Annotated in this window: 20 protein-coding genes; 14 read left to right on the top strand and 6 right to left on the bottom strand. The window is 68.0% G+C overall.

Going from position 1 to position 23,034, the window contains the following annotated elements; genetic code table 11:
- Nucleotides 1-108 precede the first annotated feature (108 nt).
- The gene (locus G8760_RS08195; protein ID WP_166349548.1) at nt 109-2,955 is read left to right on the top strand and encodes an FAD-binding and (Fe-S)-binding domain-containing protein; all 2,847 of its coding nucleotides are present in this window, start codon (nt 109-111) and stop codon (nt 2,953-2,955) included.
- Nucleotides 2,956-3,055: 100 nt separating this feature from the next.
- On the opposite strand, the gene G8760_RS08190 is transcribed toward G8760_RS08195, so the two are convergent.
- On the bottom strand, nt 3,056-3,487 hold the full coding sequence (locus G8760_RS08190; protein ID WP_166349545.1) for an MmcQ/YjbR family DNA-binding protein: 432 nt from the start codon (nt 3,485-3,487) through the stop codon (nt 3,056-3,058).
- A 152-nt stretch (nt 3,488-3,639) separates the two neighbouring features.
- Here G8760_RS08190 and G8760_RS08185 point away from each other — a divergent pair, with 152 nt between their 5' ends.
- Entirely contained in the window at nt 3,640-3,873 is a 234-nt protein-coding gene (locus G8760_RS08185) for a type II toxin-antitoxin system Phd/YefM family antitoxin (RefSeq protein ID WP_166349542.1), read from the top strand.
- Entirely contained in the window at nt 3,873-4,259 is a 387-nt protein-coding gene (locus G8760_RS08180) for a type II toxin-antitoxin system VapC family toxin (protein ID WP_166349539.1), read from the top strand. Before G8760_RS08185 ends, G8760_RS08180 begins: the two co-directional genes overlap by 1 nt.
- 86 nt (nt 4,260-4,345) lie before the next feature.
- Here the strand turns inward: G8760_RS08180 and G8760_RS08175 are convergent, their stop codons facing one another.
- Nucleotides 4,346-5,389 carry an aminoglycoside phosphotransferase family protein gene (locus tag G8760_RS08175; RefSeq protein ID WP_166349536.1) on the bottom strand — a complete coding sequence of 348 codons (1,044 nt, stop codon included), beginning with the start codon at nt 5,387-5,389 and terminating at the stop codon, nt 4,346-4,348.
- Between the two features lie 346 nt (nt 5,390-5,735).
- Here G8760_RS08175 and G8760_RS08170 point away from each other — a divergent pair, with 346 nt between their 5' ends.
- Nucleotides 5,736-6,653, top strand: coding sequence for a DinB family protein (locus tag G8760_RS08170; protein WP_166349533.1), 918 nt, complete (start codon nt 5,736-5,738; stop codon nt 6,651-6,653).
- A 10-nt stretch (nt 6,654-6,663) separates the two neighbouring features.
- On the opposite strand, the gene G8760_RS08165 is transcribed toward G8760_RS08170, so the two are convergent.
- Nucleotides 6,664-7,053, bottom strand: a complete 390-nt coding sequence (locus tag G8760_RS08165; RefSeq protein ID WP_166350030.1) for an ArsR/SmtB family transcription factor — start codon at nt 7,051-7,053, stop codon at nt 6,664-6,666.
- A 39-nt stretch (nt 7,054-7,092) separates the two neighbouring features.
- Here G8760_RS08165 and G8760_RS08160 point away from each other — a divergent pair, with 39 nt between their 5' ends.
- The 5 genes from G8760_RS08160 (at nt 7,093) to G8760_RS08140 (ending at nt 12,575) form a co-directional block, all read left to right on the top strand.
- Nucleotides 7,093-8,715, top strand: a complete 1,623-nt coding sequence (locus tag G8760_RS08160; protein ID WP_166349530.1) for an ABC transporter substrate-binding protein — start codon at nt 7,093-7,095, stop codon at nt 8,713-8,715.
- Between the two features lie 312 nt (nt 8,716-9,027).
- Nucleotides 9,028-9,981 carry an ABC transporter permease subunit gene (locus tag G8760_RS08155; protein ID WP_166350028.1) on the top strand — a complete coding sequence of 318 codons (954 nt, stop codon included), beginning with the start codon at nt 9,028-9,030 and terminating at the stop codon, nt 9,979-9,981.
- Entirely contained in the window at nt 9,974-10,915 is a 942-nt protein-coding gene (locus G8760_RS08150) for an ABC transporter permease (RefSeq protein WP_166349527.1), read from the top strand. Before G8760_RS08155 ends, G8760_RS08150 begins: the two co-directional genes overlap by 8 nt.
- Nucleotides 10,912-11,937, top strand: coding sequence for an ABC transporter ATP-binding protein (locus tag G8760_RS08145; protein ID WP_166349524.1), 1,026 nt, complete (start codon nt 10,912-10,914; stop codon nt 11,935-11,937). Before G8760_RS08150 ends, G8760_RS08145 begins: the two co-directional genes overlap by 4 nt.
- Entirely contained in the window at nt 11,928-12,575 is a 648-nt protein-coding gene (locus G8760_RS08140; protein WP_166349521.1) for an ABC transporter ATP-binding protein, read from the top strand. Before G8760_RS08145 ends, G8760_RS08140 begins: the two co-directional genes overlap by 10 nt.
- A gap of 33 nt (nt 12,576-12,608) precedes the next feature.
- Here the strand turns inward: G8760_RS08140 and G8760_RS08135 are convergent, their stop codons facing one another.
- On the bottom strand, nt 12,609-12,899 hold the full coding sequence (locus G8760_RS08135; RefSeq protein WP_166349518.1) for a hypothetical protein: 291 nt from the start codon (nt 12,897-12,899) through the stop codon (nt 12,609-12,611).
- Nucleotides 12,896-13,795, bottom strand: coding sequence for a LysR family transcriptional regulator (locus tag G8760_RS08130; protein WP_166349515.1), 900 nt, complete (start codon nt 13,793-13,795; stop codon nt 12,896-12,898). Before G8760_RS08130 ends, G8760_RS08135 begins: the two co-directional genes overlap by 4 nt.
- A 120-nt stretch (nt 13,796-13,915) precedes the next feature.
- Between G8760_RS08130 and G8760_RS08125 the strand changes: the two genes are divergently transcribed.
- A complete protein-coding gene (locus G8760_RS08125) occupies nt 13,916-14,932 on the top strand; it encodes a nitrilase family protein (protein WP_166349512.1) in 1,017 nt (338 codons plus the stop codon).
- On the opposite strand, the gene G8760_RS08120 is transcribed toward G8760_RS08125, so the two are convergent.
- Nucleotides 14,908-15,495, bottom strand: coding sequence for a dihydrofolate reductase family protein (locus tag G8760_RS08120; protein WP_166349509.1), 588 nt, complete (start codon nt 15,493-15,495; stop codon nt 14,908-14,910). The two genes, G8760_RS08125 and G8760_RS08120, sit on opposite strands and share 25 nt — an antisense overlap.
- Before the next feature lie 250 nt (nt 15,496-15,745).
- Here G8760_RS08120 and G8760_RS08115 point away from each other — a divergent pair, with 250 nt between their 5' ends.
- The 4 genes from G8760_RS08115 (at nt 15,746) to G8760_RS08100 (ending at nt 22,982) form a co-directional block, all read left to right on the top strand.
- A complete protein-coding gene (locus G8760_RS08115) occupies nt 15,746-16,696 on the top strand; it encodes a LysR family transcriptional regulator (RefSeq protein ID WP_207782136.1) in 951 nt (316 codons plus the stop codon).
- A 221-nt stretch (nt 16,697-16,917) separates the two neighbouring features.
- Nucleotides 16,918-19,299 (top strand): Ig-like domain-containing protein, encoded by a 2,382-nt coding sequence (locus G8760_RS08110; protein WP_166349506.1) that lies wholly within the window; start codon nt 16,918-16,920, stop codon nt 19,297-19,299.
- A 302-nt stretch (nt 19,300-19,601) separates the two neighbouring features.
- The gene (locus G8760_RS08105; RefSeq protein WP_166349503.1) at nt 19,602-21,860 is read left to right on the top strand and encodes an LPXTG cell wall anchor domain-containing protein; all 2,259 of its coding nucleotides are present in this window, start codon (nt 19,602-19,604) and stop codon (nt 21,858-21,860) included.
- A 231-nt stretch (nt 21,861-22,091) separates the two neighbouring features.
- The gene (locus tag G8760_RS08100; RefSeq protein WP_166349500.1) at nt 22,092-22,982 is read left to right on the top strand and encodes a DMT family transporter; all 891 of its coding nucleotides are present in this window, start codon (nt 22,092-22,094) and stop codon (nt 22,980-22,982) included.
- Nucleotides 22,983-23,034 lie beyond the last annotated feature (52 nt).

Genomic DNA, 23,034 nt, shown 5'->3' with positions numbered 1-23,034 from the left:
AAATCGTCGTCGGAACGCCCAGAGAAAGGTCCTGATAACGGATTCGCCCGTGGAGCCAAGCAGTGGTGGCCGTCGGGTCGGAAAATCACCAGGCGGTACGGTTGCTTCATGACCGCTGCCCTCGCCCCGGACGATGCTGTCGTCGCCGAGCTTCGCCACCTCGCCGGGCCCGAGGCGGTGCGGACGTCCGTCACCGACCTGGCCGCGATGGCGCATGACGCGTCGCACTACCTGCTACACCCACGTGCTGTGCTGGAGGCGAGCGGTGCACGCGACGTCGCCGACGCGATGCGCATCGCCCGGCGGCACGAGTTGCCCGTCACGTTCCGGTCGGCCGGGACGAGCCTGTCGGGGCAGGCGTCGTCGGACGGGTTGCTGGTGGATACCCGTCGCCAGTTCACCGGTCTGGAGATCCTCGACGACGGCGCCCGGGTCAAAGTTCAACCCGGTCTGACGTTACGCCAGGTCAACGCGCGGCTGGCCCGCTACGGCCGGCGGCTCGGGCCGGATCCGGCGAGTGAGTCCGCGTGCACCATCGGCGGGGTCGTCGCGAACAACTCGAGCGGTATGTCATGTGGCACGGTCGACACCGCGTACCGGACCATCGAATCTATGGTGGTGGTGCTGCCCAGCGGGACCATCGTCGACACCGGTGCGGTGGGCGCCGACGCTCGGCTACGGGCGCAGGAGCCAGACCTTTACGCTGGCCTGTTGCGGCTGCGTGATCAGGTGCGCGGCAGCGCGGCGATGCGCGCGGTCATCGAGCACCAGTTCTCCATGAAGAACACCATGGGCTACGGGGTCAACGCCCTGCTCGACCACGACGAGCCGGTCGACATCCTCACCCATCTGATGGTCGGCAGCGAGGGCACCCTCGGTTTTGTCGCCGAGGCCACGCTGCGCACCGTACCGCTGCTGCCGCACGCGGCCACCACCCTGCTGGTGTTCGACTCGTTGCCGCGGGCCACCGACGCGCTGGAAGCACTCATCGCTTCCGGCGCCCGGGCCATCGAGCTGCTGGACGCGGCGTCGTTGCGGGTGGCTCAGGCCGACCCAGCGGTCCCGGACGCGATCGCCGGAGTGAATGTCGCTGGGCACACGGCACTGCTGGTGGAGTACCAGGCGGGGACGGCGGTGGAGCTGACCGAGATGGTCGGCGCCGCGCAGGTGTCGTTGGGCCGGCTCACCCTCGACGCACCAGCTGCCCTCACCACCGACGCCGCTACCCGCAGCCAACTGTGGCGGGTACGTAAAGGCCTCTACGCTGCCGTCGCCGGAGCGCGGCCCGTCGGGTCGACGGCGCTGCTGGAGGACGTCGTTGTTCCCGTTCCCGTCCTGACCGCCACCGTGAGTGAGCTGATCGGGTTGTTCGCCACCCATGGCTACGACGACGCGGTGATCTTCGGCCACGCCAAAGACGGCAACCTACACTTCATGATCAATCCGAACCTTGCCGAACCAGCCGAGCTCGCCCGCTACGAGGAGTTCACCGACGACCTCGTCGACCTGGTGCTCGGCCGCGACGGCTCGCTCAAAGCCGAACACGGCACTGGGCGGATCATGGCGCCGTTCGTCCGCCGCCAGTTCGGTGATCAGATCTACGACGTGATGCGGGAGATCAAGCGGCTGTTCGATCCCGCCGGCCTGCTCAACCCAGGCGTGCTGATCGACGACGATCCACAGGCACACGTCAAGAACCTCAAGGTGGTTCCGGCGGTCCACGAAGCGGTGGACAGCTGCGTCGAGTGTGGTTACTGCGAGCCGGTCTGCCCGTCGCGGAACACCACCACCACACCTCGGCAGCGCATCGTGCTCATGCGCGAGATCGCCGCGGCCACCGGGGAGCGCCGTCGGCAACTGGAAGCGGAGTACAGCTACGCCGCCGTCGATACCTGCGCGGCGGACTCGTTGTGTGTCACCGCATGCCCGGTGAACATCGACACCGGCGCGGTGATGAAGGAGATGCGGGCGGATCGGAATGGTGCGATCGCGCAGCGTGCCGGGCTGACCGCGGCCCGGCACTGGGCCGGTGCGGTGCGCGGGGTGCGGGCCGGCCTGAAGGTTGCGCAGGCGGTACCCGGTCCGGTGCTGTCCGGCGCTAGCCGGGCCGGCCGCACGATGCTGGGTGCAGGGCTGGTCCCTCAGCTGAGCCACGGGCTGCCGCCGGCCGGGCCGCCGCGGCCGGCTCCGCAGGCGCCGCCGGACGCGTCGGTGGTGTTCTTCCCGGCGTGTGTGGGGGCGATGTTCGGCCCAGCCGGTGGCGAGTTGGCCGGCCCGGGAGCGACGACGGCTTTCCTGCGGTTGTGTGAGCGGGCCGGGGTGGCCGTGGCCGTCCCCGACGGGATCGACGGGCTCTGCTGCGGAACGCCCTGGGCATCCAAGGGTTTCACCAGTGGAAACGCAGAGATGGCCCGGCGGGTGTTCCGCGCGGTCTGGGATGCCTCGCGTGGCGGGGAGTTGCCCGTCGCCTGCGACGCGTCCTCGTGTGCTCACGGACTGGACCACCTCGGGGCCGCTCTCGACGCTCCCGACCGCGCGCGGTTCGAGCGGCTGCGGGTGCTCGACGCGGTGACGTTCGTCCGCGAGTCGGTGCTGCCGGAGCTGCGAGTGCACCGGCGGCTGCGGTCCTTGGCGATCCACCCGACCTGTTCCAACGTGCACATGGGCACCGTCGACGACGTACGTGCCGTAGCGGAGGCGGCGGCTGAACGGGTGGTTGTTCCGGCGGCGTGGGGTTGTTGTGGCTTCGCGGGTGATCGTGGCCTGTTCTACCCCGAGCTGACGAGTGGGGCGACGCGGGCCGAAGCGGCCGAACTCGCCGAACACGACGTGTGGGCCTACGCCTCGTCCAACCGCACGTGCGAGATGGGGATGACCCAGGCCACCGGCCGGGAGTACCACCACGTGCTCGAACTACTCGACGCGGCGACCAACGACGACCTTCCTGAACGCTGACTCACCCCGCTGCTCGGCGGGCTGCCGCTCGGGCGCGGTGTTCGGCAACGGCACGTGCCTATGAGGCCGCGCGGAATGGGAGTGGCCGGCCGCGCGGCCTTTAGGTCGACGGCGGATGTGTGCTCAGCCATTCCTTGGCCCGGCGGGTCGAAGCACGTGACAGCCAGGCATCCTGCACGACCTCTCGCAGCTCGGCCACGGTGAGTTCGCCAAGGCGGCCGGCCCGCACCAGTACGGACTTGTGGCCGTTGAAGTGCGGTGTGGTGAAGAACGGTGTGGACTCGTCCTGGATGAGTGCCTGTTTGTCGGCGTCGGACCCTACCCAGAAGACGATCACGTCCTGGTAGCGCTCTCCGGTGACCGGGTCGAACGCATCGGGCCGCGGGTTGCGGAAGAAGACGAACATCTTTCCGCCCACCTGGTAGACGGGATTGTCCTCGCCGGTGGAGTAGTCGATGGTGACGTGTGGCATCTCCAGCGCGAGTTCGTGGACGTCCTCGATCCGGGCCGGTCGCGTCGCGCCTTCCGTCATGGCGCCATGGTAGGTGCCTTGGCTTCAGGCGGATTGGAGAAAATTCCACGGTGGCGGGCGGCTCGGGGCGTAGCGGGACGCCGAAGTTCGCAGCTCGAACAGATTGATGGAATGTTAGACTTAGTCTAACGACTTAGTCCACAGGAGCCGCCATGAGCGTCGTTGTCAACGTGCATCAGGCCAAGACACACTTCTCCAAGCTGCTCGCACAGGCCCACGCCGGGCAGGAGATCATCGTGGCCAAGGCCGGCGTTCCGTATGCTCGGTTGATGCCGTTGGCCGCTGACACTGGTGGTCGGCAGCCGGGTCGGCTATCTGGCCGCCTAGGTGACGAGTTCTTCGAGTCGCTGCCCGACGACGAGTTGGATGCATGGGACTTTGCCTGATGCGAATCTTGCTGGATACGCATGTGCTGCTGTGGTGGTTCACCGACGACGACCGGCTCTCCGGCACTGCACGGCGGGTGATCGCCGACCCGGCCAATGACGTCTTCGTCAGCGCGGCGTCGGCGTGGGAGATCGCCACGAAGCAACGGATTGGCAAACTCGGCGCCATTCCACAGGCAGCGGAGCGATTCACCGAGCTGGTGGCTGCCGACCAATTTGAACATCTGCCGATCAGCCACCTGCACAGCCTCCGGGCCGGCAGCTTCGACGTCGTGCATCGGGATCCGTTCGATCGGATGCTCGCCGCGCAGAGCGAGCATGAGCAGTTGGACCTCGTCACCAAAGATCCGGCCTTCGCCCAGTTCGGGACCGTGACGCTCTGGTGAACGCCCACGGCGGCCCGGCTTCGCAGCATCGATGACCACGCCACGTTAGGTATTCACCTCGAGCCCAGCCCGGTTCGGGCCAACCGCTAGGTCGCGAGGATCTCCCGGACTCGCGACGCCGCGCCGACCTCGCCGGGGAGGGCGGCGATCAGCTGGGGTACCAGCCGGCGGGCCAGATCGACGTCGTCGGGTTCTGCCGTCCGTAGACCGATGGAGCGCTCGACGTTGAAAGCCAACCAGTCCAGGCTCGATGTCAGGGATGGGCCCAGATCCGGTGGCTCGATCACCGTGTCCCCTCCGCCGGCCACCCGGTAGGCCCGAATGACATCGCGGGCGAGTTCGACGTCACGCCAACCAGCCAGTGAGAGCGACACGTCGGCTAGCTCACGCCGTGGGACCATCGGCATCGCCACGTCCCAATCGCACAGCATCGGTCCGTCCGGCGTGAGCAGGAGGTTCTTCTGGTCGATGTCGCCGTGGGAGAAGGTCTCGTCGGCCGGCTGATCACGTGCCTGACGGCTGAGTGCGGCAATCTGTTCCACATGTGGTGTTACCGCTGCGAGGTCCGCTGCCCACGGAGCCCCCATTCGCCGTGCCGCCGCGGCCAGCTCGGCCCAGCCGTCAGCGGTATCGGTGTTGGGCGCCGGGTAGAGCTCGCGGTCAGCGCTACGAATGTCGAGTCGATGCAGCATCGCGAGGGTTCGGCCGGCCCAGATCGCGACGTCCCGATCCACTGGTTGCGGCGACGGCGCCTGACCTTCGACCCAGTGGTGTACCCGCACCGGGACGGGGGCCGATCCGGGTGACGGTGGAACCCAGGCTAGGCAGCCGCCATCCAGCGGGTTCGGGACGGGGGCCGGCATGGCGATCCCGGCGTCGAACGCCCGCTGCTCGAACCGCCACGCGGCGTCGAGCCAGTCCTGCCAGCGGGGGAGTCTCCACGGGTTGCGCATCTGCTTGACCGCGTAGACGCCGCGGCTGGTGGTGAGCCGGTAGACGCGATTCGACCAGGCGCCGGAGACCGGGGTCAGGTCGACGACGCGGCCGGCCAAGCCGAACGCGGCCAGCACCGACACGGCATCCGGGATGCCGCCGGGTCTGTCGAACGAGCCGGCACCTGTCGATGTCATCCCGACGAGTTTAGGAACCCGCGCGAATAGGGGAGCCCGGTGACTCCCTGTTCGCGCGGGTTCTAGGAGGCTGCGCGACCTGGAATCGGCTGGCTCGCCGGGTGGTATCGCAGAGGCGGGTGGCATCGCACAGGCGGGTGGCAGCTGCGCTGGGCTCGTCTTGATCATGAGCGACTTGCACCCCCTGGGCGGGGAAAAACTCGCTCATGATCAATGCGGGTGCACCCCACTACAGCCGAACACAATCACCCGGCATGGCACTGCGAGCTATCGGAGCCAACATCGCAACCCCCACCGGTGCGATAAGAGGACGTGAACTGTCCGCTTTGGTTCTTAGCGTTGTGTCATGACGAACACATGGCGGCCTGAGCTGCTCGAACAGCTCGAGTTCTACTGGAACGTGCACCTGCGGCCCCGGCTGGACGGCTTGACCGACGACGAATACCTCTGGGAGCCAGTACCCGGCAGTTGGAGCTTACGAACCGGCGATAATGGGCGGCCCCAGCTCGAACGCCAATCACCGGAGCCTCCGGTTCCTCCCCTGACAACCATCGCATGGCGTGCCGTACACATCGGCTACGAAGTCTTCGGCACCCGGGCGCGGGCTTTCTTCGGGCCCACCAGTGCTCCCGACGACGCGGACATGTACGACGGGCGGCACTGGCCCGAGCCGCTGCCGGCCACGGCGGACGAGGCGCTGGCCTTTCTCGACGAGGCGTACTCCCTCTGGCACGGCGGTATCGCCGCCTTAAGCGACGCCGACCTGCGCAAACCACTTGGCCCCAAGGGCGCCGACTTCGCGGACTATTCGATGGCGCAGCTTGTGCTGCACGTCAACCGCGAGGTGATGGCGCACGGTGCGGAGATCTGCCTGCTGCGTGACTTGTACCGAGCCTTTCGGGACCATGAGGATCCGCTGATCGGTGTCTGCCTGGTGGGCGACGCCGCAGCCGCCGCCGGGGCTGAGCCGACGCGAGTCGACCAGGTGCGGCGAACCCGGCCGGAGCTCGTCGCGCAGGTCGCAGGGCTCCATCACTGGTCGACGGTGCGGTTCCTGGTGGAACGTGGGTTCGACGTCAACGCGGGGTCGCCGTCGGCGTTGCATTTCGCCGCCGCCGCGGGTCGGCTGGAGGAGGTCCGGTTCCTGATTGATCACGGCGCGGACCCGGAGGCGGTGGATTCGCGTTACGGTCTGCCACCGGCGGGCTGGGCGGACTATTTCAAGCGCGGTGACGTGGCGGACTATCTGCGTTCGGGGTTGTAGGCGCAGGACACTAGTGGTCGCCGGCGTGAGTTGCCCCGAGCTGATGCAGCATGTCATGGATGGTGTCGTCGTCGAGCGAGTACAGCACGGTTCGGCCGACTCGGCGTGAGGTGACCCAACCGTTGCTGCGGAGCAGCCGCAGCGCGTGTGACACCGAGGTGTCGCTCATCCCGACGGCGGCGGCCAGGTCGGTGACAGCGATCTTGGGGGCGCGATGGAGGCAGAACAGAAGTCGCAGCCGGTTGGGGTCGGAGAGCAGTGCGAATCGTCTCGCCCAGGCGTCGATGGTGTGGTCGTCCCGCAGCGCGGCGCTGGCCTCGGCGCGTTTGTAGGGGTCGATGGCGGGGCTGTTGTTCACGTGGCCATCTTGCCATCGGCTCGGCCTGGCGGACCTGCCCATCTTCATGCTTGAACAATCGTTCAGCTATTGTTGCGCTCCGTGAATCGTGTACTCGCTGGTACCGCTGCCGCCTCGTTGTTCTTCCTCGCCGCTTGCGGCGAGTCCACCGACGACGGTGGCACCGACACCTCTGGATACGAGCTCGTGCTGGCCGACTCCTACGAGCCGGACAACCTCAACCCGATCGCGGGGCACGGTGAGGACGGGTCGTCCAAGATCTACGACGGCTTGCTGCGGCTCGCTCAGCACGACGACTTGCCCGTCCTGGAGCCCGCGTTGGCCACCGAGCTTCCCGAGGTGAACGGCGACGCGACGGAATGGACGGTGCGGCTACGCGACGATGTCACGTTCCATAACGGCGCGACGTTCGGCGCCGACGACGTCGTGGCCACCTTCGAGGCAATCCTCGACCCTGCGTACGCGTCGCCGCTGACGTCGTCGTACGACATGGTGGATCGGGTCGAGAAGGTGGATGATCACACCGTCCGGTTCCACCTCGACTACCCGCACGTTCCGTTCGACACCCGGCTGCTGCTGGGGATCGTCCCGGCCACTGCACTCGGGGAGCCGGCGCCCGTGGAGGAGTCGTCGCTGAATACCGAGCCGATGGGCGCCGGGCCCTACCGGTTGGTGGAGTGGCGGCGCGGTGAGCGGATGGTCCTCGAGGCCTACGAGGACTACTGGGGTGGCCAGCCTGAGGTCACCCGGTTGACGATCGTGTCCGCCTCGGACGACAACGTGCGGGCCCAGCGGATGCGGTCCGGTGAGTTCGACGGCGCCTGGCTGCCGCCCAAACTGGCTGCGCCGTTCAGCGCCGCCGCCGACGGTACGACGGTGGTGGCGAACCCCAGTGCGGACTGGCGCGGTGTCACCATGCCGGCCGGCAACCCCGTCACCGGCGATCCGGACATCCGGCAGGCGCTGAATCTGGCGGTCGACCGGGAGGCGATGATCAGCACGGTGCTGGCCGGTCACGGCGTGCCGGCGTACACGCTGATTCCCGAGGTATTCGGTGACTACCACGATCCGGATGCGGTGTTCGGATACGACCCGGAGAGGGCCCAGCGGTTGCTGGACGATGCCGGCTGGGTGCAGGGAGACGACGGGACCCGGGTGAAGGACGGGCAGCGAGCGGAGTTCACCGTTATGTACTTCCCGGAGGACACGTTGCGCCGCGACCTTGGCCAGGCGTTCGTGTCCGATGCACGCTCCATCGGGATCGAGGTCACGTTGGAGGCGGTGGACCGGCCGGAGTTCCGGCCGCGGATTCCGGCCGACGCCGGGGTGCTCGGCGGTGGCGACTTTCCGTTCGATCCGGATCCGCAGGTGTACACCGCTCTGCATTCGAGGTTCGCCGACCACGACGAAGCCAACCCGTTCCTCAACCCGACGGGGTTTCGCGACGATGCCGTCGATGCCGCACTGGATCTCGGCCGGCGCAGTCTGGACGACGACGAGCGGGTCGGCGCCTACCGAGAGATCCAGCGGCGCCTGGTGGAGGATCCGCCGTACGTGATGCTCGTGTTCCTCGACCACACGTACGTCATCCGGGACGCCGACGCCTGGGCCAACATCCAGCCGATCATCGAACCGCACGCTCATGGGGTGTCGTGGGGGCCGTGGTGGAACCTCCGGGACTGGGAACGGCGAGACGGCGAGTGAGCGGAGTTGTCAACCGAGGGACGAGGTTGGCGGCGTAGTGAGTGAGGTGTCGAGCGTGACGTTGGGACTGGGAACGGCGAGCCGTCGGACGAGGGACGAGGGAGACGGCGAGCGTGACGTTGGGAGTGGAACGGCGAGGCGCCGAGTGAGCGGAGTTGGTCCGGTCGGAGCGTGGCACGCCGGAGGGCTCCACAAGTCGGGCATTTCGGGCGCGATTGCGACACTTCAGCGTGCCAGGCACGACACCCCAGCGTGCCAGGCGCCTCAATGATCACGCGGTTGGGACGGGACAGGCGCCGGGCGGTTGGCCGGATGGCGGTGCGCCGGCTCCTCCTCGCGGTGCCGGTCCTGGTCCTCACCTCGGTGGTGGTGTTCGGGCTGGCCGCCGCGTCGCCGTTCGACCCGCTCGTCGGCTACCTAGGTGACCGCTACCTCACCGCGGGGGCGGCCGAACAGCAGCAACTGCGGGACACACTCGGCCTCGACGACCCGTGGTACGAGCAGTACCTGCGCTGGGCCGGATCCCTGCTGAGCGGCGACCTCGGCACGTCGCGTTCGTACGGGCAGCCGGTCGCCGATGTCCTCGCGGAGCGGCTGCCGTGGACCGTTCTGCTGGCCGGAACGGCTTTGGTGCTGGCGGTCGCTACGGCGCTGATGCTCGGTGTGTGGACCGCGTGGCGGCAGGGCGGGGTCGCCGATCGGGTGGTCACCGCGGTGGCACATGCGCTGGAGGGGGTTCCGCCGTTTGTCGTCGCGCTGGCCGCGATCGGTATCTTCGCCTTGGGTCTGTCCTGGCTGCCGGTGGCTGGTTTGACCGACGCGGGTGCGGCGGTCAGCGTTGGGCAGGTGTCGCGGCATTTGATCCTGCCGGCGGGTGTGCTGGCGGTGTCGCAGCTGCCGTGGCTGTTGTTGCACGTGCGGCAGTCGCTGATCGCGGCTTTCGGAGAGGATCATGTGGTCGGCGCCAGGGCGCGTGGGTTGCCGGCTCGGACGGTGGTGTTGCGCCACGCGCTTCCGACGGCACTGTTGCCGTTCGTGACGTTGGTCGGCACCCGTCTGCCGGAACTGGTCACGGGCGCCATTCTGGTGGAGTCGGTGTTCTCCTGGCCTGGAGTGGCCGCGGCCGTGGTCCGGTCGGCGATGCAGGTGGACTTCCCGCTGCTGGCGGCGTTGACCTTACTTGCTGCGGTGGTCGTCTTGCTGGGGTCGCTGCTGGCCGACGTCGTCTATACCGTGTTGGATCCGCGGGTGGCCGCCGATGGCTGAGGTGCGGACGAAGGAACGCACCGGCGATCCGGGCGGTGTGGGGTTCGGCGGGTGGTTCGATGCGGGCCGGGTCTGGACTCGGGCCCGGGGATCGCGCCGGCGAGCCCGGCTGACCGCCCGTCAGCGGCTGTTCGTCGGGATCGCCGTGCTGGCCGGCCTGGTGGTGTATGCCGTCCTAGTGCCGATCATCGCGGGTCTGGACGAGCGGCTGGTCGACCTGGCCGCCGCTGGCTCCGCACCGTCGTTGGAGCATCCGTTCGGTACCGATCAGGCTGGCCGGGACCTGTTCGTGCGGACGGCCGCCGGTCTGCGGGTCTCGTTGCTGATCGCCGGATTGTGTGCGGTGATCTCCACCGTATTAGGCGTGGCCGTGGGGGCCGTTGCGGGTGCGGTCGGCGGCTGGGTGGACCGGATCGTGATGCGGCTCGTCGACACGGTGAACGCGGTTCCGCATCTGCTGTTGGGTATCGTCATCGTCGCGCTTTACCGGGGCAGCGTCGTGGCCATCGTCGCGTCGATCGCGTTGACACACTGGGCGCCGGTGGCCCGGCTGATTCGGTCCGAGGTCCTGTCGTTGCGGCAGCGGGAGTTCGTCGACGCCGCGATTTCCGGGGGTGCGTCCCGACGGTGGGTGATCCGGCGACATTTCTTACCGGCGGTGATCCCGCAGGCGGTGCTGGCGGCGGTCCTGCTGCTCCCACACGCCGTGTGGCACGAGTCGGCGTTGAGTTTCCTCGGACTCGGTCTGCCGCCGCACCGGGCGAGTCTCGGCACGCTGCTTGACGAGGCTCGGGAATCGTTGCTGCTCGGTTCGTGGTGGACGTTGGTGTTTCCGTCCCTGATGCTTGTGGTGGCGACGCTGGCGGTGGCCGCCTGTGGTGCGGCGTGGCGGGACCATGTGCTGCCACGGCGGCGGGCGGAGGAGTGGGCATGAACCCAGGCCCCAACGTCGATCACGGACAGGCTGTCCTCGCCGCGGCGGGGAGGACCGCGTCGGGTCGGGGTCATCGTGACGCGGAGGTGGTGTTGGCCGCCGACGCGGTGTCGGTGCGGCTGCGGCTGTCCGGTGGCCGGACGGTCCGCGCGGTTAATGACGTCTCCTTTCGGTTGCGCCGGGGACGGGTGCTGGCCCTGGTGGGTGAGAGCGGGTCGGGGAAGTCGGTGCTGGCGTCGACGATCCTCGGCTTGCTGCCGGGCAACGCTCAGGTGCGGGGGTCGGTGACACTGGGTGGCGCAGGTGGTGAGCCGATGGAGCTCCTGCGGGCCAGCGAGCGGGTGTTGGCCGGTCGGGTGCGGGGGCGCCGGGTCGGCCTGGTGCCGCAGTCCGCTGCCACCCACCTGACCCCGGTCCGGACCGCCCGGGCGCAGCTCGCCGAGGTGGTGCGGGAGTTGGCGATGGGACGGCGGCGGGACCGTTCCCGGGAGGCACTCCGGGTCGAGGAACTCGCTGCCGAGGTTGGATTGGCGCCGTCGGAGTTGGACCGTTACCCCCACGAGTTGTCCGGCGGGATGGCGCAGCGGGTGGTGACGGCGCTGGCGCTGGCCGGTGATCCGCCCGTGGTCATCGCCGACGAGCCGACGGCGGGGTTGGACCGCGTGTTGGTCGACCGGACCGTGGACCTGCTCCGGGCGCTTGCCACCGGCGGCCGGTCGGTGTTGTTGATCACCCACGACTTGGCGGCGGCCGAGTCCGCCGCGGACGATCTGGCCGTGATGTACGCCGGCCGGCTTCTGGAGGTCGGTCCGGTAGGTGCGGTGTTGGCCGATCCCTGGCATGACTACACGCGGGGTCTGCTGGGTGCGTTGCCGGCGGGCGGGCTGGTGCCTATTCCCGGCCAGCCGCCGGAGCTGACGAACTTGCCGGAGGGTTGTGTGTTTCACCATCGGTGCCCTGGGGTGTGTTCGGGTGACGTGACACTGAGGTGGTCGGGGGAGAGGGCCGTGGCATGTCGCTGATGGCGCGGGACGTAGCGGTCGGGTATCGACGTGGAACCCCGGTGCTCACCGGGGTGAGCCTGGCGGTGGAGCCCGGAGAGGTGGTCGGGTTGGCCGGACCGAGCGGTTGCGGGAAATCCACCCTGGCCCGGGTGCTCGCGCTGTTGCTGCCGCCGTGGTCGGGTGGGGTGGTTATCGACGACGAACCGGTGCGACGGGCCCGGCACCGGGTGCCGAGGGAGCTCCGAGTGGCCGTCGGCGTCGTGTTCCAGTCACCCCGGCGGTCCGTTGATCCGAGGTTCACCCTGGCCGACGTCATCGCTGAGCCGCTGCGGGCCGGTGGACGATCGACCGCGGCCGCCCGCCCCGACGTGGAGCGGCTGGCGACCCGGGTGGACCTGACGGCTGATCTGCTCGATCGTCGGCCACACGAGGTGAGCGACGGACAGCTACAGCGGGCATGTCTGGCTCGCGCGCTGGCGGCGGAGCCCAGGTATCTGGTGTGCGACGAGATGACGTCCATGCTCGACGCTTCGACGTCGGCGGCGCTCGTGGGCGTCGTGAACGAGGAGGTGGCCGAGCGGCGGATGGGTGTGCTGGCGGTGAGCCACGATCCCGACCTGCTGGACGTCTGGGCGCGGCGGGTGATCACCCTGTAGCCGGGAGATCTGGGGCCGCGGACGAAGCCGCCGTCATTCCTGCGCTGGTTGTCGATGGCCGAGCAGGGTTTCCAACTCGTCGATCTCGCGGGTGATGTCCCGTTGGCGATCCGGGGTGAGGACCTGGATCGCGGTGATGAGGATCTGTTCGGCTTGTCGTTGATTGCAGTCGAGGACCTCGCGGATGGTCGCCGCGGGTGAGTGATCGGCGCCCATGAGAGTGTCGATCAAGGTGTGCGCGTGGTGCGGCAGGCGGGCTAGCACCCGCATCAATGCCAGACGCTCCTCCATGCGGGAGCGGACCTCGTCGTCCAGGACGTTCATGATCGTACGTTACCGACCGCCGACGGTTGCCCGGCTCGGACCGAGCCGGGGACGACGACGTTCAGGAAGTTGGACACCACCGGTGGGCAGTGTTCCGGGTTCCAGACCACACCCACATCCCAGCTGGCGCCGGGGTCGTCGATGGGGGTGACGCTCACCGTGGATGGTGCGATGCGGGTGGCGCTGGCCGGCACTAGGGCCGGCCCGACGCCGGCGGCGACGAGGGCGAGCACGGTCTGGAGATCATGGGCGACCTGCACGGTGCCGGGCGTCGCGGCCTGTGCCGCGCAGAAGCGGTCGATGTGGCCGGCCAGGCCCGGCCCCTTGTCGCGGTGCAGGCGAACCAGATCGTGCTCGCGTAGCCATGCGCCGAGCTCACCTGCTGGGGCCGACGGGGCCGCGACGGCGAGTCGATCCTGGCGCAGGGTGTACTGCTGGAGGCCGGCGCCAGCGGGAAGGCGGACGAAACCGACGTCGAGATCGGCGGCGGCGATCCGTTCGATCTGTGCCCGAGACGACATATCGTCGAGAGTGACGCTGACATCGGGCCAGCGGCGTCGGAACTCAGCAACCGACCACGGGGCCAGCTCGATGCTGGACAGGCCGAATCCGACGGACAGCCGCCCAACCGTGCCCTGCGCAAATCGCACAGCGCGACTGGCCAGCAGGTCGGACCGGACAACCAGATCACGTGCGTCCGTGAGTAGCGACTGGCCGAGGTCGGTCAGTGCCGCGCCGTGCCGGCCACGGGTAAACAGGTGTCCGCCGAGCTGCCGCTCCAGGGTCTGGATCTGTTTGGTGAGCGCCGGCTGCGTCAATGACAACTGGTGGGCTGCGGCCCCATAGTGCCGATGATCAGCGACCGCGAGGAAGGCTCGGAGCAAGCGCAGGTCCATTCCTTGACGTTATAAGAACTCCGATAAAGATTCATTGGACACATGGATCCCGTCGGGGTGACGCTAAGAGGCGGCCGCTAAGGCCGGTGCCACATCGGCTGGACGAACGGAGGATCAGGCATGTGTGAGGGCCGGGGACTGGAAACCACGACGACGATCCGGGCCGCGTCGGTTCAGTTCGAGCCCCGCCCGGACGACACGACGTACAACCTCGGCCGGATCGAGGCTTTCGTCCGCGACGCCGCCGCCGGTGGCGTCGACCTGGTGGCGTTCCCGGAGATGTGCCTCATCGGCTACTGGCATCTACGACGGCAGCCGGCCGAGCGGTTGCGGACCCTATCCGAGCCGCTGACCGGCCCGTCGGTGCGTGTGGTCGGTGATCTCGCCACGGAGCACGGGATAGGTGTTGGTGCCGGCTTTCTCGAGGCCGACGACACCGGCCGCCTGTTCAATTCCTACGTGGTGTGTCTGCCGGACGGGACTATGCACCGGCATCGCAAGCTGCATGCCTTCGAGCACGAGGCGATTGGCAGCGGGGATCGTTACACCGTTTTCGACACCCCATGGGGGGTTCGTCTCGGTGTGTTGATCTGCTGGGACAACAACCTGGTCGAGAACGTCCGTGCCACCGCCCTTCATGGCGCATCGATACTCCTCGCGCCGCACCAGACCGGTGGCACGGCGTCCCGAAGCCCGCACGCCACCAAACCCATCCCGTTGGAGACGTGGCAGGCCCGGCATCGTGACCCGCAGCGGATCGAGGCGGAGTTCCGTGGACCGAACGGACGAGAATGGCTCTTGCGGTGGCTACCGGCCCGCGCCCACGACAACGGCCTCTTCCTGGTCTTCAGCAATGGCGTTGGACCAGACGACGACGAAGTGCGCACCGGCAACGCGATGATCCTCGACCCGTACGGGAGGATCCTGGCCGAAACCTGGGCCGCCGACGACGCCATGGTGGTCGCCGACCTCGATCTCGGTCTCCTGCCGCTGGCCACCGGCCGGCGCTGGATCCAGGGGCGGCGCCCCGAACTCTACGACATCCTCACCCGCCGGTTCGGCACCGAACGCGACCCGCGCACCGCCCGTTTCTCAACCGACCCCGTCCCGGTTCATGGGGCCGAGCCGGGTACGTAGCGCAGGATCACCACACCTGACCGGACGAACGTGGTGGTGTCGACCAGGCGAAGGTCCCGGCGGTCCCGAGGAGACGGAAAGAGCCGGCGGCCCTCTCCGAGGAGGACGGGATAGGTCATGAGGCGGTACTCGTCCACCAGGCCGAGGTCGAGGAACGACGCCGCGGTGCGCGCCCCGGCGAACAACGCCAGGTCGTGCCGCGACTCCTGCTTCAGCCGGGTCACCTCCGCGGCGACATCGTCACCGATCCTGGTAGCCGGCCCCCATGTCAGGTCGGGTGCCCCATGTGACACCACGATTTTGGGCACGGTGTTCATCAACCGGGCCATTTCTCGTTGGGTGTCCGTGGCGGCCGAATCCCGCCCGGCCGCCGGCCAGTAGTCGGTCAGCATGTCGTAGGTCCTCCGCCCGAAGATCATGGCGTCGATGCCGCTCAAGACCTTCACCATGTGGGCGTTGAACTCCTCGTCGTCCTGGGCGACGTCGATCCATTCGAGGTTGCTGTCGAGTCCTTCGGTGAACCCATCGAGAGTCACCATCATCGAGAGGAAGAGTTTTCCCATGCCTGAACCTGTCCCTTGTGCCTGCCCGGCGGGTGGACCCGGCGGCCGTGGTGAACGAGGCTCGCCGAGTTGTGTAGATACAGATCCAGCACGGCGGCGAAATTCAACGGGTAGCGGTCGCCCGTGACGAAATCGCCGGGGTCGGCGGCCAGGCGGTGGTGACCCAATCAGTCTGGGTCCGGCCCGGCCAGGCAGTTCAGGCGGTCCGTGACACTAGCGGTCATCTGCTCCACGCCGTACATTCCTTCTTATGGAGCTCGAGCTGCGTCACCTGCGGATCGTTTGCACCATCGCCGAGACCGGAAGCCTGACGAAGGCCGCTGCGGCGCTCGGCCTGGCTCAGCCTGCCGTGACCTCCCAACTGAAGAGGATCGAGCGGCTGTTCGGTGGGCCGATCTTCGTGCGAGACCGGCTGGGGGCGCGCCCGACGGCGCTGGGCGAGATCGTTCTGTCCCGGGCGAGGATGCTGCTTCCCGCGGCGCAAGAACTTCAGAACGACGTCACACGGCTGGCCAATTCGTCGGCGCGGAGCCGGCATTGTCGCATCGGCTCCACGAACACCCCCATCTTCGGGCCGCTGGTGCATCGGCTGGCCACCGAACAGCCCGCGATGTCCGTCACCACTCACGCGACATGGTCGGCCGACGAGCTGGCCAGCATGCTCGGCGATGGCCGGCTCGACTACGCGTTGACCGGTGTCTGCGGTGACGCGTCTCCGCCCGGGGAAGACGTCGTGTGGAAGACCATCGCCACCGACGCCGTCTTCGTGATGGTCGACGACGGCCACCCGCTGGCTGGGCAGCCATCGGTTGAGCTGGCCGACTTGGCCGAGGCGTTGTGGGTGGCCATGCCGGGCGACGGCTGCTTCAGTGAGTGCTTCGCCGCGGCGTGCGCCCGGGCGGGTTTTACCCCGAAGGCGCTGCACGAGATGGACCCACCGTCGTGTGTGTACATGGTGCGCACCGGCCGCGCGGTGGCGTTGTGCCAACCCAGCTTTCGGCCTCCGCCGGGCTTGACGATGGTGCCGATCGCCGGGGTCCCGCTGCGCTGGCGGCAGATGGTGGGCCACCGTTCCTTCGCCGCGGTTGACTCCGCTGACGTGGTGGGGCATGCGCGTAGCGCCTACCTTGCGGCTGTGGACGACAACAAGCGGTACCACGACTGGCTGCAGAGGCACCGGCAGTTCGGGTTGGCGGCCTGACCGGCGCTGCGCCGCGGTTTCGTGGAAGCGGCTCTCTGGCCTGCGCCTTTGCTGCCACGTGGAGGCTGTCCTGATGGTTCTTGATGCATGCGGGCCGGAAGCCGGGTAATCTGTCACGGGTTTGCAAGCGGCCCGATGCGCACTGGTGGTCGATGCGCCGGTAGTGTCACGGTTCGTATGCATATGACGGGGGTCTAATTACGGGGACACGGGAGTTGTTCATGGGTGCTCGAGCGGTCGGGCAGCGTCTCACGCTCGCGACACTGACGTCTTCCTTGGTCTTTGCCGCGGCCACCGGTGTCGGTGCAGCCGCCATCACCGACGAAGAATTCGACGAGGCGCCGGTTCCTGACGTCGTCATGCGAGACTTCGACCCGGCGGAGTTCTCCGCTCCGGCCGCCGAACTACCCGCCGATCTGGTCGCTGCCATCGAGCGCGATCTCGGCATCTCCCCGCAGCGTTACCTAGCTCGAGCCGCCGCCGCCAAAGTCGCCGTGGACGTCGTCGACTCGCTGGGCGAGCTGGTGAGTTCGGCATGGTTGGACGGGGAGACGTTGCACGTCAGCGTGAACAACCGGGGCGACACCGCCGTGGTCGCCGCCACCGGCGCCTCCGTACACGTGGGCGACGCGTTGGCCGATGCCGTGCGGGCTGCCCGGTCACAGGGACAGATCGCCTTCGCTGACCGCCGCGCCGACAACCTCGTCCCCGTCGAGGCCGCCATCTCCGCCGAGCCGGCTCTGTCCTCCGACGCGCCGGACATCGGGCCCTGGGCCGAACGACTCTCCGGTGGTTTCGCGATCGTGACCGAACACGACGACGGCTTCGCGACGTGTTCGGCCGGGTTCAACGGAACCACCGCCGAGGCCGGCCCGGCCGCCATCACCGCTGCGCACTGCGCCGGCGGTGGGCCGACTGGTGTCGACGGTCCGATCAGTGTGGCGGGATCGGACCGGTTGGTGGCCGATGACACCGACGAGGCCGGCACCGACGAGGCCGACACTGACGACAACACCTTGCTCGACGATCTCACCGACGGGCTGCTGAAGCCCGACGAGTCGGCAGAAGAGCCCAACACCGATGGCGACCTCGTCGCCCGAGATATCTCTTTCGGCGGTGGACACGATATGGCCGTCCTCGACGTGCTACGCGACGACGTCGGGCTACGACCCCGGGTGGCGGCCCCCGACGGCGCGGCCGGGCAAGGCCGCAGCCTGCCGGTGTTCGACGCTATCGCGCCGCTGGCCGGCGCCCCGGCGTGTAAGGCCGGGGTCTCCTCCGGATGGACCTGTGGCACCGTCGTCGCGACGGAGGCGACGGTACCGGTCAACGGCGAGGACGTGACCGGCTTCCTGCTCGACGCCTGCGCTGTGCCCGGCGATGGTGGCGGGCCGATCGTCGTGGGTTACTACGCGGTGGGTGTGGTATCCGGATCGACCCGCACGGATGCCGACTGTGCCGGCCCCGCCCAGGACGTACAGGTGAGTGTCGGATATCCGTTGACCAGTGGTGAGCCGAAGGTTGGCGCGCTGCATGGAAGCGGCTGGCGGCTGGCCGTCCACGTCGGCGCCCCTGAGGTGAAGGCTCCGGTCGACGGCGACGTCACCGGCCAGAGGCCGACGTTCCGGGGTCGTATCGACGCAGCGGCTGGGGCCAACGTCACCGTGCGGATTGATGGCGAAACGGTCGAGGCGGCGGTCAAGGCGGACGGCAGCTGGCGGATTCCGGTCGAGGAACCATTAACGCCGGGCCGGCACACCTACACCATTACCGCCGCACACACCCCGGTGGGTGGCGAGCGGGTGGTCACTTCTGCGCCGGTCGAAGGTTCCTTTGAGGTTGCTGAGGTCGCCACCCTTGTCGTCCAGTCGCCGACCAGCGGCGAGACCACCACTGCCGCTCAGCCCCGGTTCTCGGGCACGGGAGACCCAGGCGCACGGATCACTCTTGCGTTCGACGGGTCTTCCACGGCCGCGATCGTCGCCGACGACGGCACCTGGTCGCTATCTCCCAGCCCGGCCGAGCGAGCGGGTCGGTTCGACGCCACGATCACGCAGGAAACCACCGCGAGTACCGACGACGTCGCCGTCGAGCGGATCGGGATCGTCCCCGGCGCGCCTATGGTCGTTGCTTCCGAGGAAGAGCCCGACGGCGGCTACAGCTTCCGCGGAACGGCGGCACCTGGCAGCACGGTGGCTGTGCGGGTCCAGCCGGGCGACTCCACCAACAGCTCGGACAGCGGGGAGGCCGCAGATCCGGGTATGGGTGACTCTGCTGCCGACGCTGGCACACGGGTAGGCGAACACGTGACAGTGGCGGACACGGACGGCCAATGGAAGGTCGAGTCGGTTGATCTGCCGCCGGGTCGGTACGCGGTCAGCGCCGTGCAAGCGGTAGACGACCTCACATCGGAGCGGTCGGCTGCCGTGGCGCTGGAGATCGGGGCTCAGCCGACGGAATCGGCCCGGGCCGACGCGGCGGCAAGCGAGGACGACCTTGCTCAGACCGGCTCGGTGGTGGGTGGGCCGGTGATGGCTGCGGTGGTGCTGCTTATGGCTGGTGGCGTGATCTTCGTCACTGCGCACCGCCGCGCGACCGTGTGACGCACCCTCGAACCGGAGCCCTCAAGAACTAGGGCGAATCAGACATAACGGCAAATATCATCACTTTAATGCACTTTCATCACTCCATTACCATTTCGCAGGCTATGGTGTGTGGGTTCCCCAACAAGGGTCTTCGTTACCAAATGTTTACCGAAAACGGTCCGAGGGGGCAGGTGCTATCCACAGGCCTAGTCCGGTACCGTGACTGCGGTTCCGGTTCATCGGCACGTGCCGGTGGAGCGCCGCCGTGGTGGCGAGGGCATCCGGAAACGATGTTTCATGACTAAGAACTGGAGACATGCGTGAGTAACTCCATGGGCCGCTATCGCGGCGCCCGGAGGTTGGCCAGCGTTGTGGCCGCTTCGGCGCTCGTCGGTACGGGCGCATTCGCCGTCACCGGCGTCGCGTACGCAGACGAATCCACACCAGAAGCAGCATTAGAGACCTTTGAGGCCGCGGACTTCGCTGCGCAGGCGGCGGCTTTGCCGTCCGGCCTCAAAGATGCAATCCAGCGCGACCTAGGCATCTCGGCCGAGCAGTACCTGGCCAACGCCGAGGCCGCCAAGTCCGCGTCCGAGGTCGCCGCCAGCCTCAGTGCTGCCGGCGTGGGCATCGAGGGCGTGGCCATCGACGGCCAGGACGTCACCATCTACGTGTCCGCCGACGCGGACGTCGACGCGGCCGTAGCGGTCGGCGCCAACGTCAAGGTCGGAGAGCCCGAGTCTGGTGACTACTCCGGTTACGACTGGGAGCTGAAGCGCGACCACAAGGGTGGTTACGGCTACTACTTCCCGCTTGACGACGACGACCACTTCGGTGGCTTCCTGCGTTGTTCGGTCGGGTTCAGTGGCTACACCTCCGGTGGCGCCGACCAGTTCTTCACCGCGGGCCACTGTGGTGTCGACGACGACTACGACGAGTTCGACATCCCGGCGTACCACCTGGAGCTCGACGCTCCGATCATGGTCGATGACGACATCTGGGGCGAGATCCCGGGTGAGCACGTCGGTGAGGTCGCCGGCGGTTCGTTCAACTTCGGCCCGGGCTTCGACGGCCACGACGGTGGTCTGATCAACGTGACCGGCAGCGCCTGGGAGGGTGCTCCGCTGGTGGCGGGTTGGGGCGGCAGCACTGGCCACCCTGACGACGAGACCGTCACCGTCTATGACTCCATCGGTGCCGTCGTTGGCGCCGAGGCCTGCAAGTCCGGCGCCACCTCCGGCTGGACCTGCGGCACGATCTCGGAGGCCGAGCGGTCGGTCGAATTCGGTAGCGGCGAGACCGTCACCGGCTTCATCTTCGACGCCTGCATGCTGGGCGGCGACAGCGGTGGCTCCATCGTTGTTGGTAACTACGCCCTGGGTGTCAACTCCGGCTCCACCTTCTCCAGCTGCGACCAGTCCGGCTGGGGTATCGGTTACGCGGTCGAGGGCCCGGACGGCGGCTCCGAGTTCAGCGCCTTCGGGCTTTACGGCGCCGAGTGGGAGCTGAACGTCGACGTCAACGACCCGTCCATCGACGAGGCGCTGACGAGCGAGGCCGGCACCACCATCGAGGGTTCGGTCGACAACGCTGGTGCCAACCACCGGGTTGAGGTCAGCATCGACGAGCTGGGTGACTTCGAGGCGGACCTGACCGCCAACGGCACCTTCGCCATCTCGTTGGACGACGAGCTCGAGGTCGGCGCGGAATACGCCTACGAGGCGCAGGCCTTCTACGGCAACTTCTCGCAGTCCGGTGTCGCCAGCGGCTCCTTCACGGTGACCGAGGGCGAGCCTGAGCCCGACGTCGAGCCGCTTGTTGTGGACTCGCCGAACGACGGCCAGACCACCAGCAACCCGCGTCCGCCGTTCGAGGGCACCGGTGAGCCCGGCGCCGATGTCTCGCTGACGGTGGGCGACAACGAGTTCGGTGACACCACTGTCGCCGACGACGGCACCTGGGAGCTCTCGCCCGAGTCCAACCTGCCGCGCGGTCAGCGTTTCGACGCCACCGTGACGCAGGTAGCCGGCGACGACGTGCAGAGCGTGGTTGTGTCCGACCTCGGCATCACCTTGCCGTCGGTCAGCATCACGGTCCCGGCTGAGGGCGACGAGGTTGCTGGTGACGTCGTCTTCGAGGGCACCTCGTTCCCCGGCGCTCTGATCGGGCTGCAGATCGAGGGCACCCTGAGCCAGGCCGACGAGGAGGCCACCCTCAGCGCCGCGTCCGACGAAGCCGTTCCGGCTGACGAGGACGAGGACATGGTCACCTGGGAAGGTGAGTTCGAGATCGACGAGGACGGCAACTGGTCCTTCACCCCCGACGAGGCGCTGGCGGACGGCGAGTACACGTTCACCGCCTTCGCCACCGTCGAGGATGGCGACCCGGAGCTGACCGACTCGGAGGCCTCGGTCGACTTCACGGTCGTCACCCGGGACGACGATGACGACGACGATGACACCGAGCTGCCCGACACCGGTTCGAGCACGCTGCCGATCATCCTGGTCGGCGTCGGCCTGCTGGCTGCCGGTGGCGCCGCGATCGCGCTCCGCGCTCGTCGTAACACCGCCGCCGTCTGAAGACCAGTGCCTTAGGCGCTGATCCACAGCGGTTACACCGTTCGGCCCGCCCCGAGTTCACTGGGGCGGGCCGAACTGCGTCCATCCGAATTCCGGGACGCTGAACAAATCTCCCGATCATCACGGGTGAACACTTATGTCAGGCGTCATTGCCACTTTTGCTGCCGTCGTGCATGCTTGATCCCGGCCGCCCGACGGGTGGCGCCAGCGCCTGAAAGCGAGGAGTCTGTTATGTCGCGTCGCGGGTGGCTGCTGTTCATCTCGATGAGCTTGATCTGGGGTGTTCCCTATCTGTTCATCGCGGTCGCCGTCGAAGAGTTGTCGCCCGCCTCGTTGGTCTTCGCCCGAACCGCGGTAGCCGCTGTCCTGCTGCTGCCGGTGGCGTTAGCCCGGGGTCTGCTGCGGCCGGTCCTGAAGCACTGGCGGCCGCTGCTTGCCTTCACCATCATCGAGATCTGCATCCCATGGTTCTTATTGGGGCATGCCCAGCAAGAGCTGTCGAGTTCGTTGACGGGCCTTCTCATCGCCGCCGTGCCATTGGTCGGGGCCATTCTTGTCACTGTCACCGGCCATGAACGGGTAGATCGCCGCAGAGTGGCGGGGCTGCTCGTGGGGTTCGCAGGGGTTGCGGCCCTCGTCGGTTTCGACATCGGTGCGTCGAACCTGTGGTCGGTGGCGGCGGTGGGTGGTGTGGTCATCAGCTACGCCGTAGGACCGCTGATCCTGGCCCGGTACCTGGCGGGACTCCCGGGGCTCGGGGTGATGGCGGCGTCGCTGACCATCGCGGCACTTCTCTACACCCCGGTAGGGCTGGCCCAGTGGCCGTCCGAGCCGTTGAGCACGTCTGTGTGGCTCTCCGCGGGGGGTCTGGCGGTCATCTGCACGGCCACGGCCTTCCTAGTCTTCTACCGGCTGATCGCGGAGGTGGGACCGGCGCGGGCCACCGTCATCACGTACGTGAACCCGGCGGTGGCGGTGACGCTCGGTGTTCTCGTTCTCGATGAGCCGTTCACCGTGACCATCGCACTCGGCTTCGGTCTCATCCTTGCCGGGTCGGTGATCGCTACTGCCCGCAACCGCGGGCCACAGCCGCAGGATGAACCTGGGCGGGTAACGACCTGAGCCCCGGGCCGCGGAGCTTCCGACATCGGGGTGGCCATCGCCACCGTGATGT

Origin of the sequence: Phytoactinopolyspora limicola (assembly GCF_011320225.1) — a bacterium.
GTDB lineage: Bacteria > Actinomycetota > Actinomycetes > Jiangellales > Jiangellaceae > Phytoactinopolyspora > Phytoactinopolyspora limicola.
Note: the sequence above shows the minus strand (reverse complement) of the source record. Positions and strands in the feature narration are given on the sequence as shown.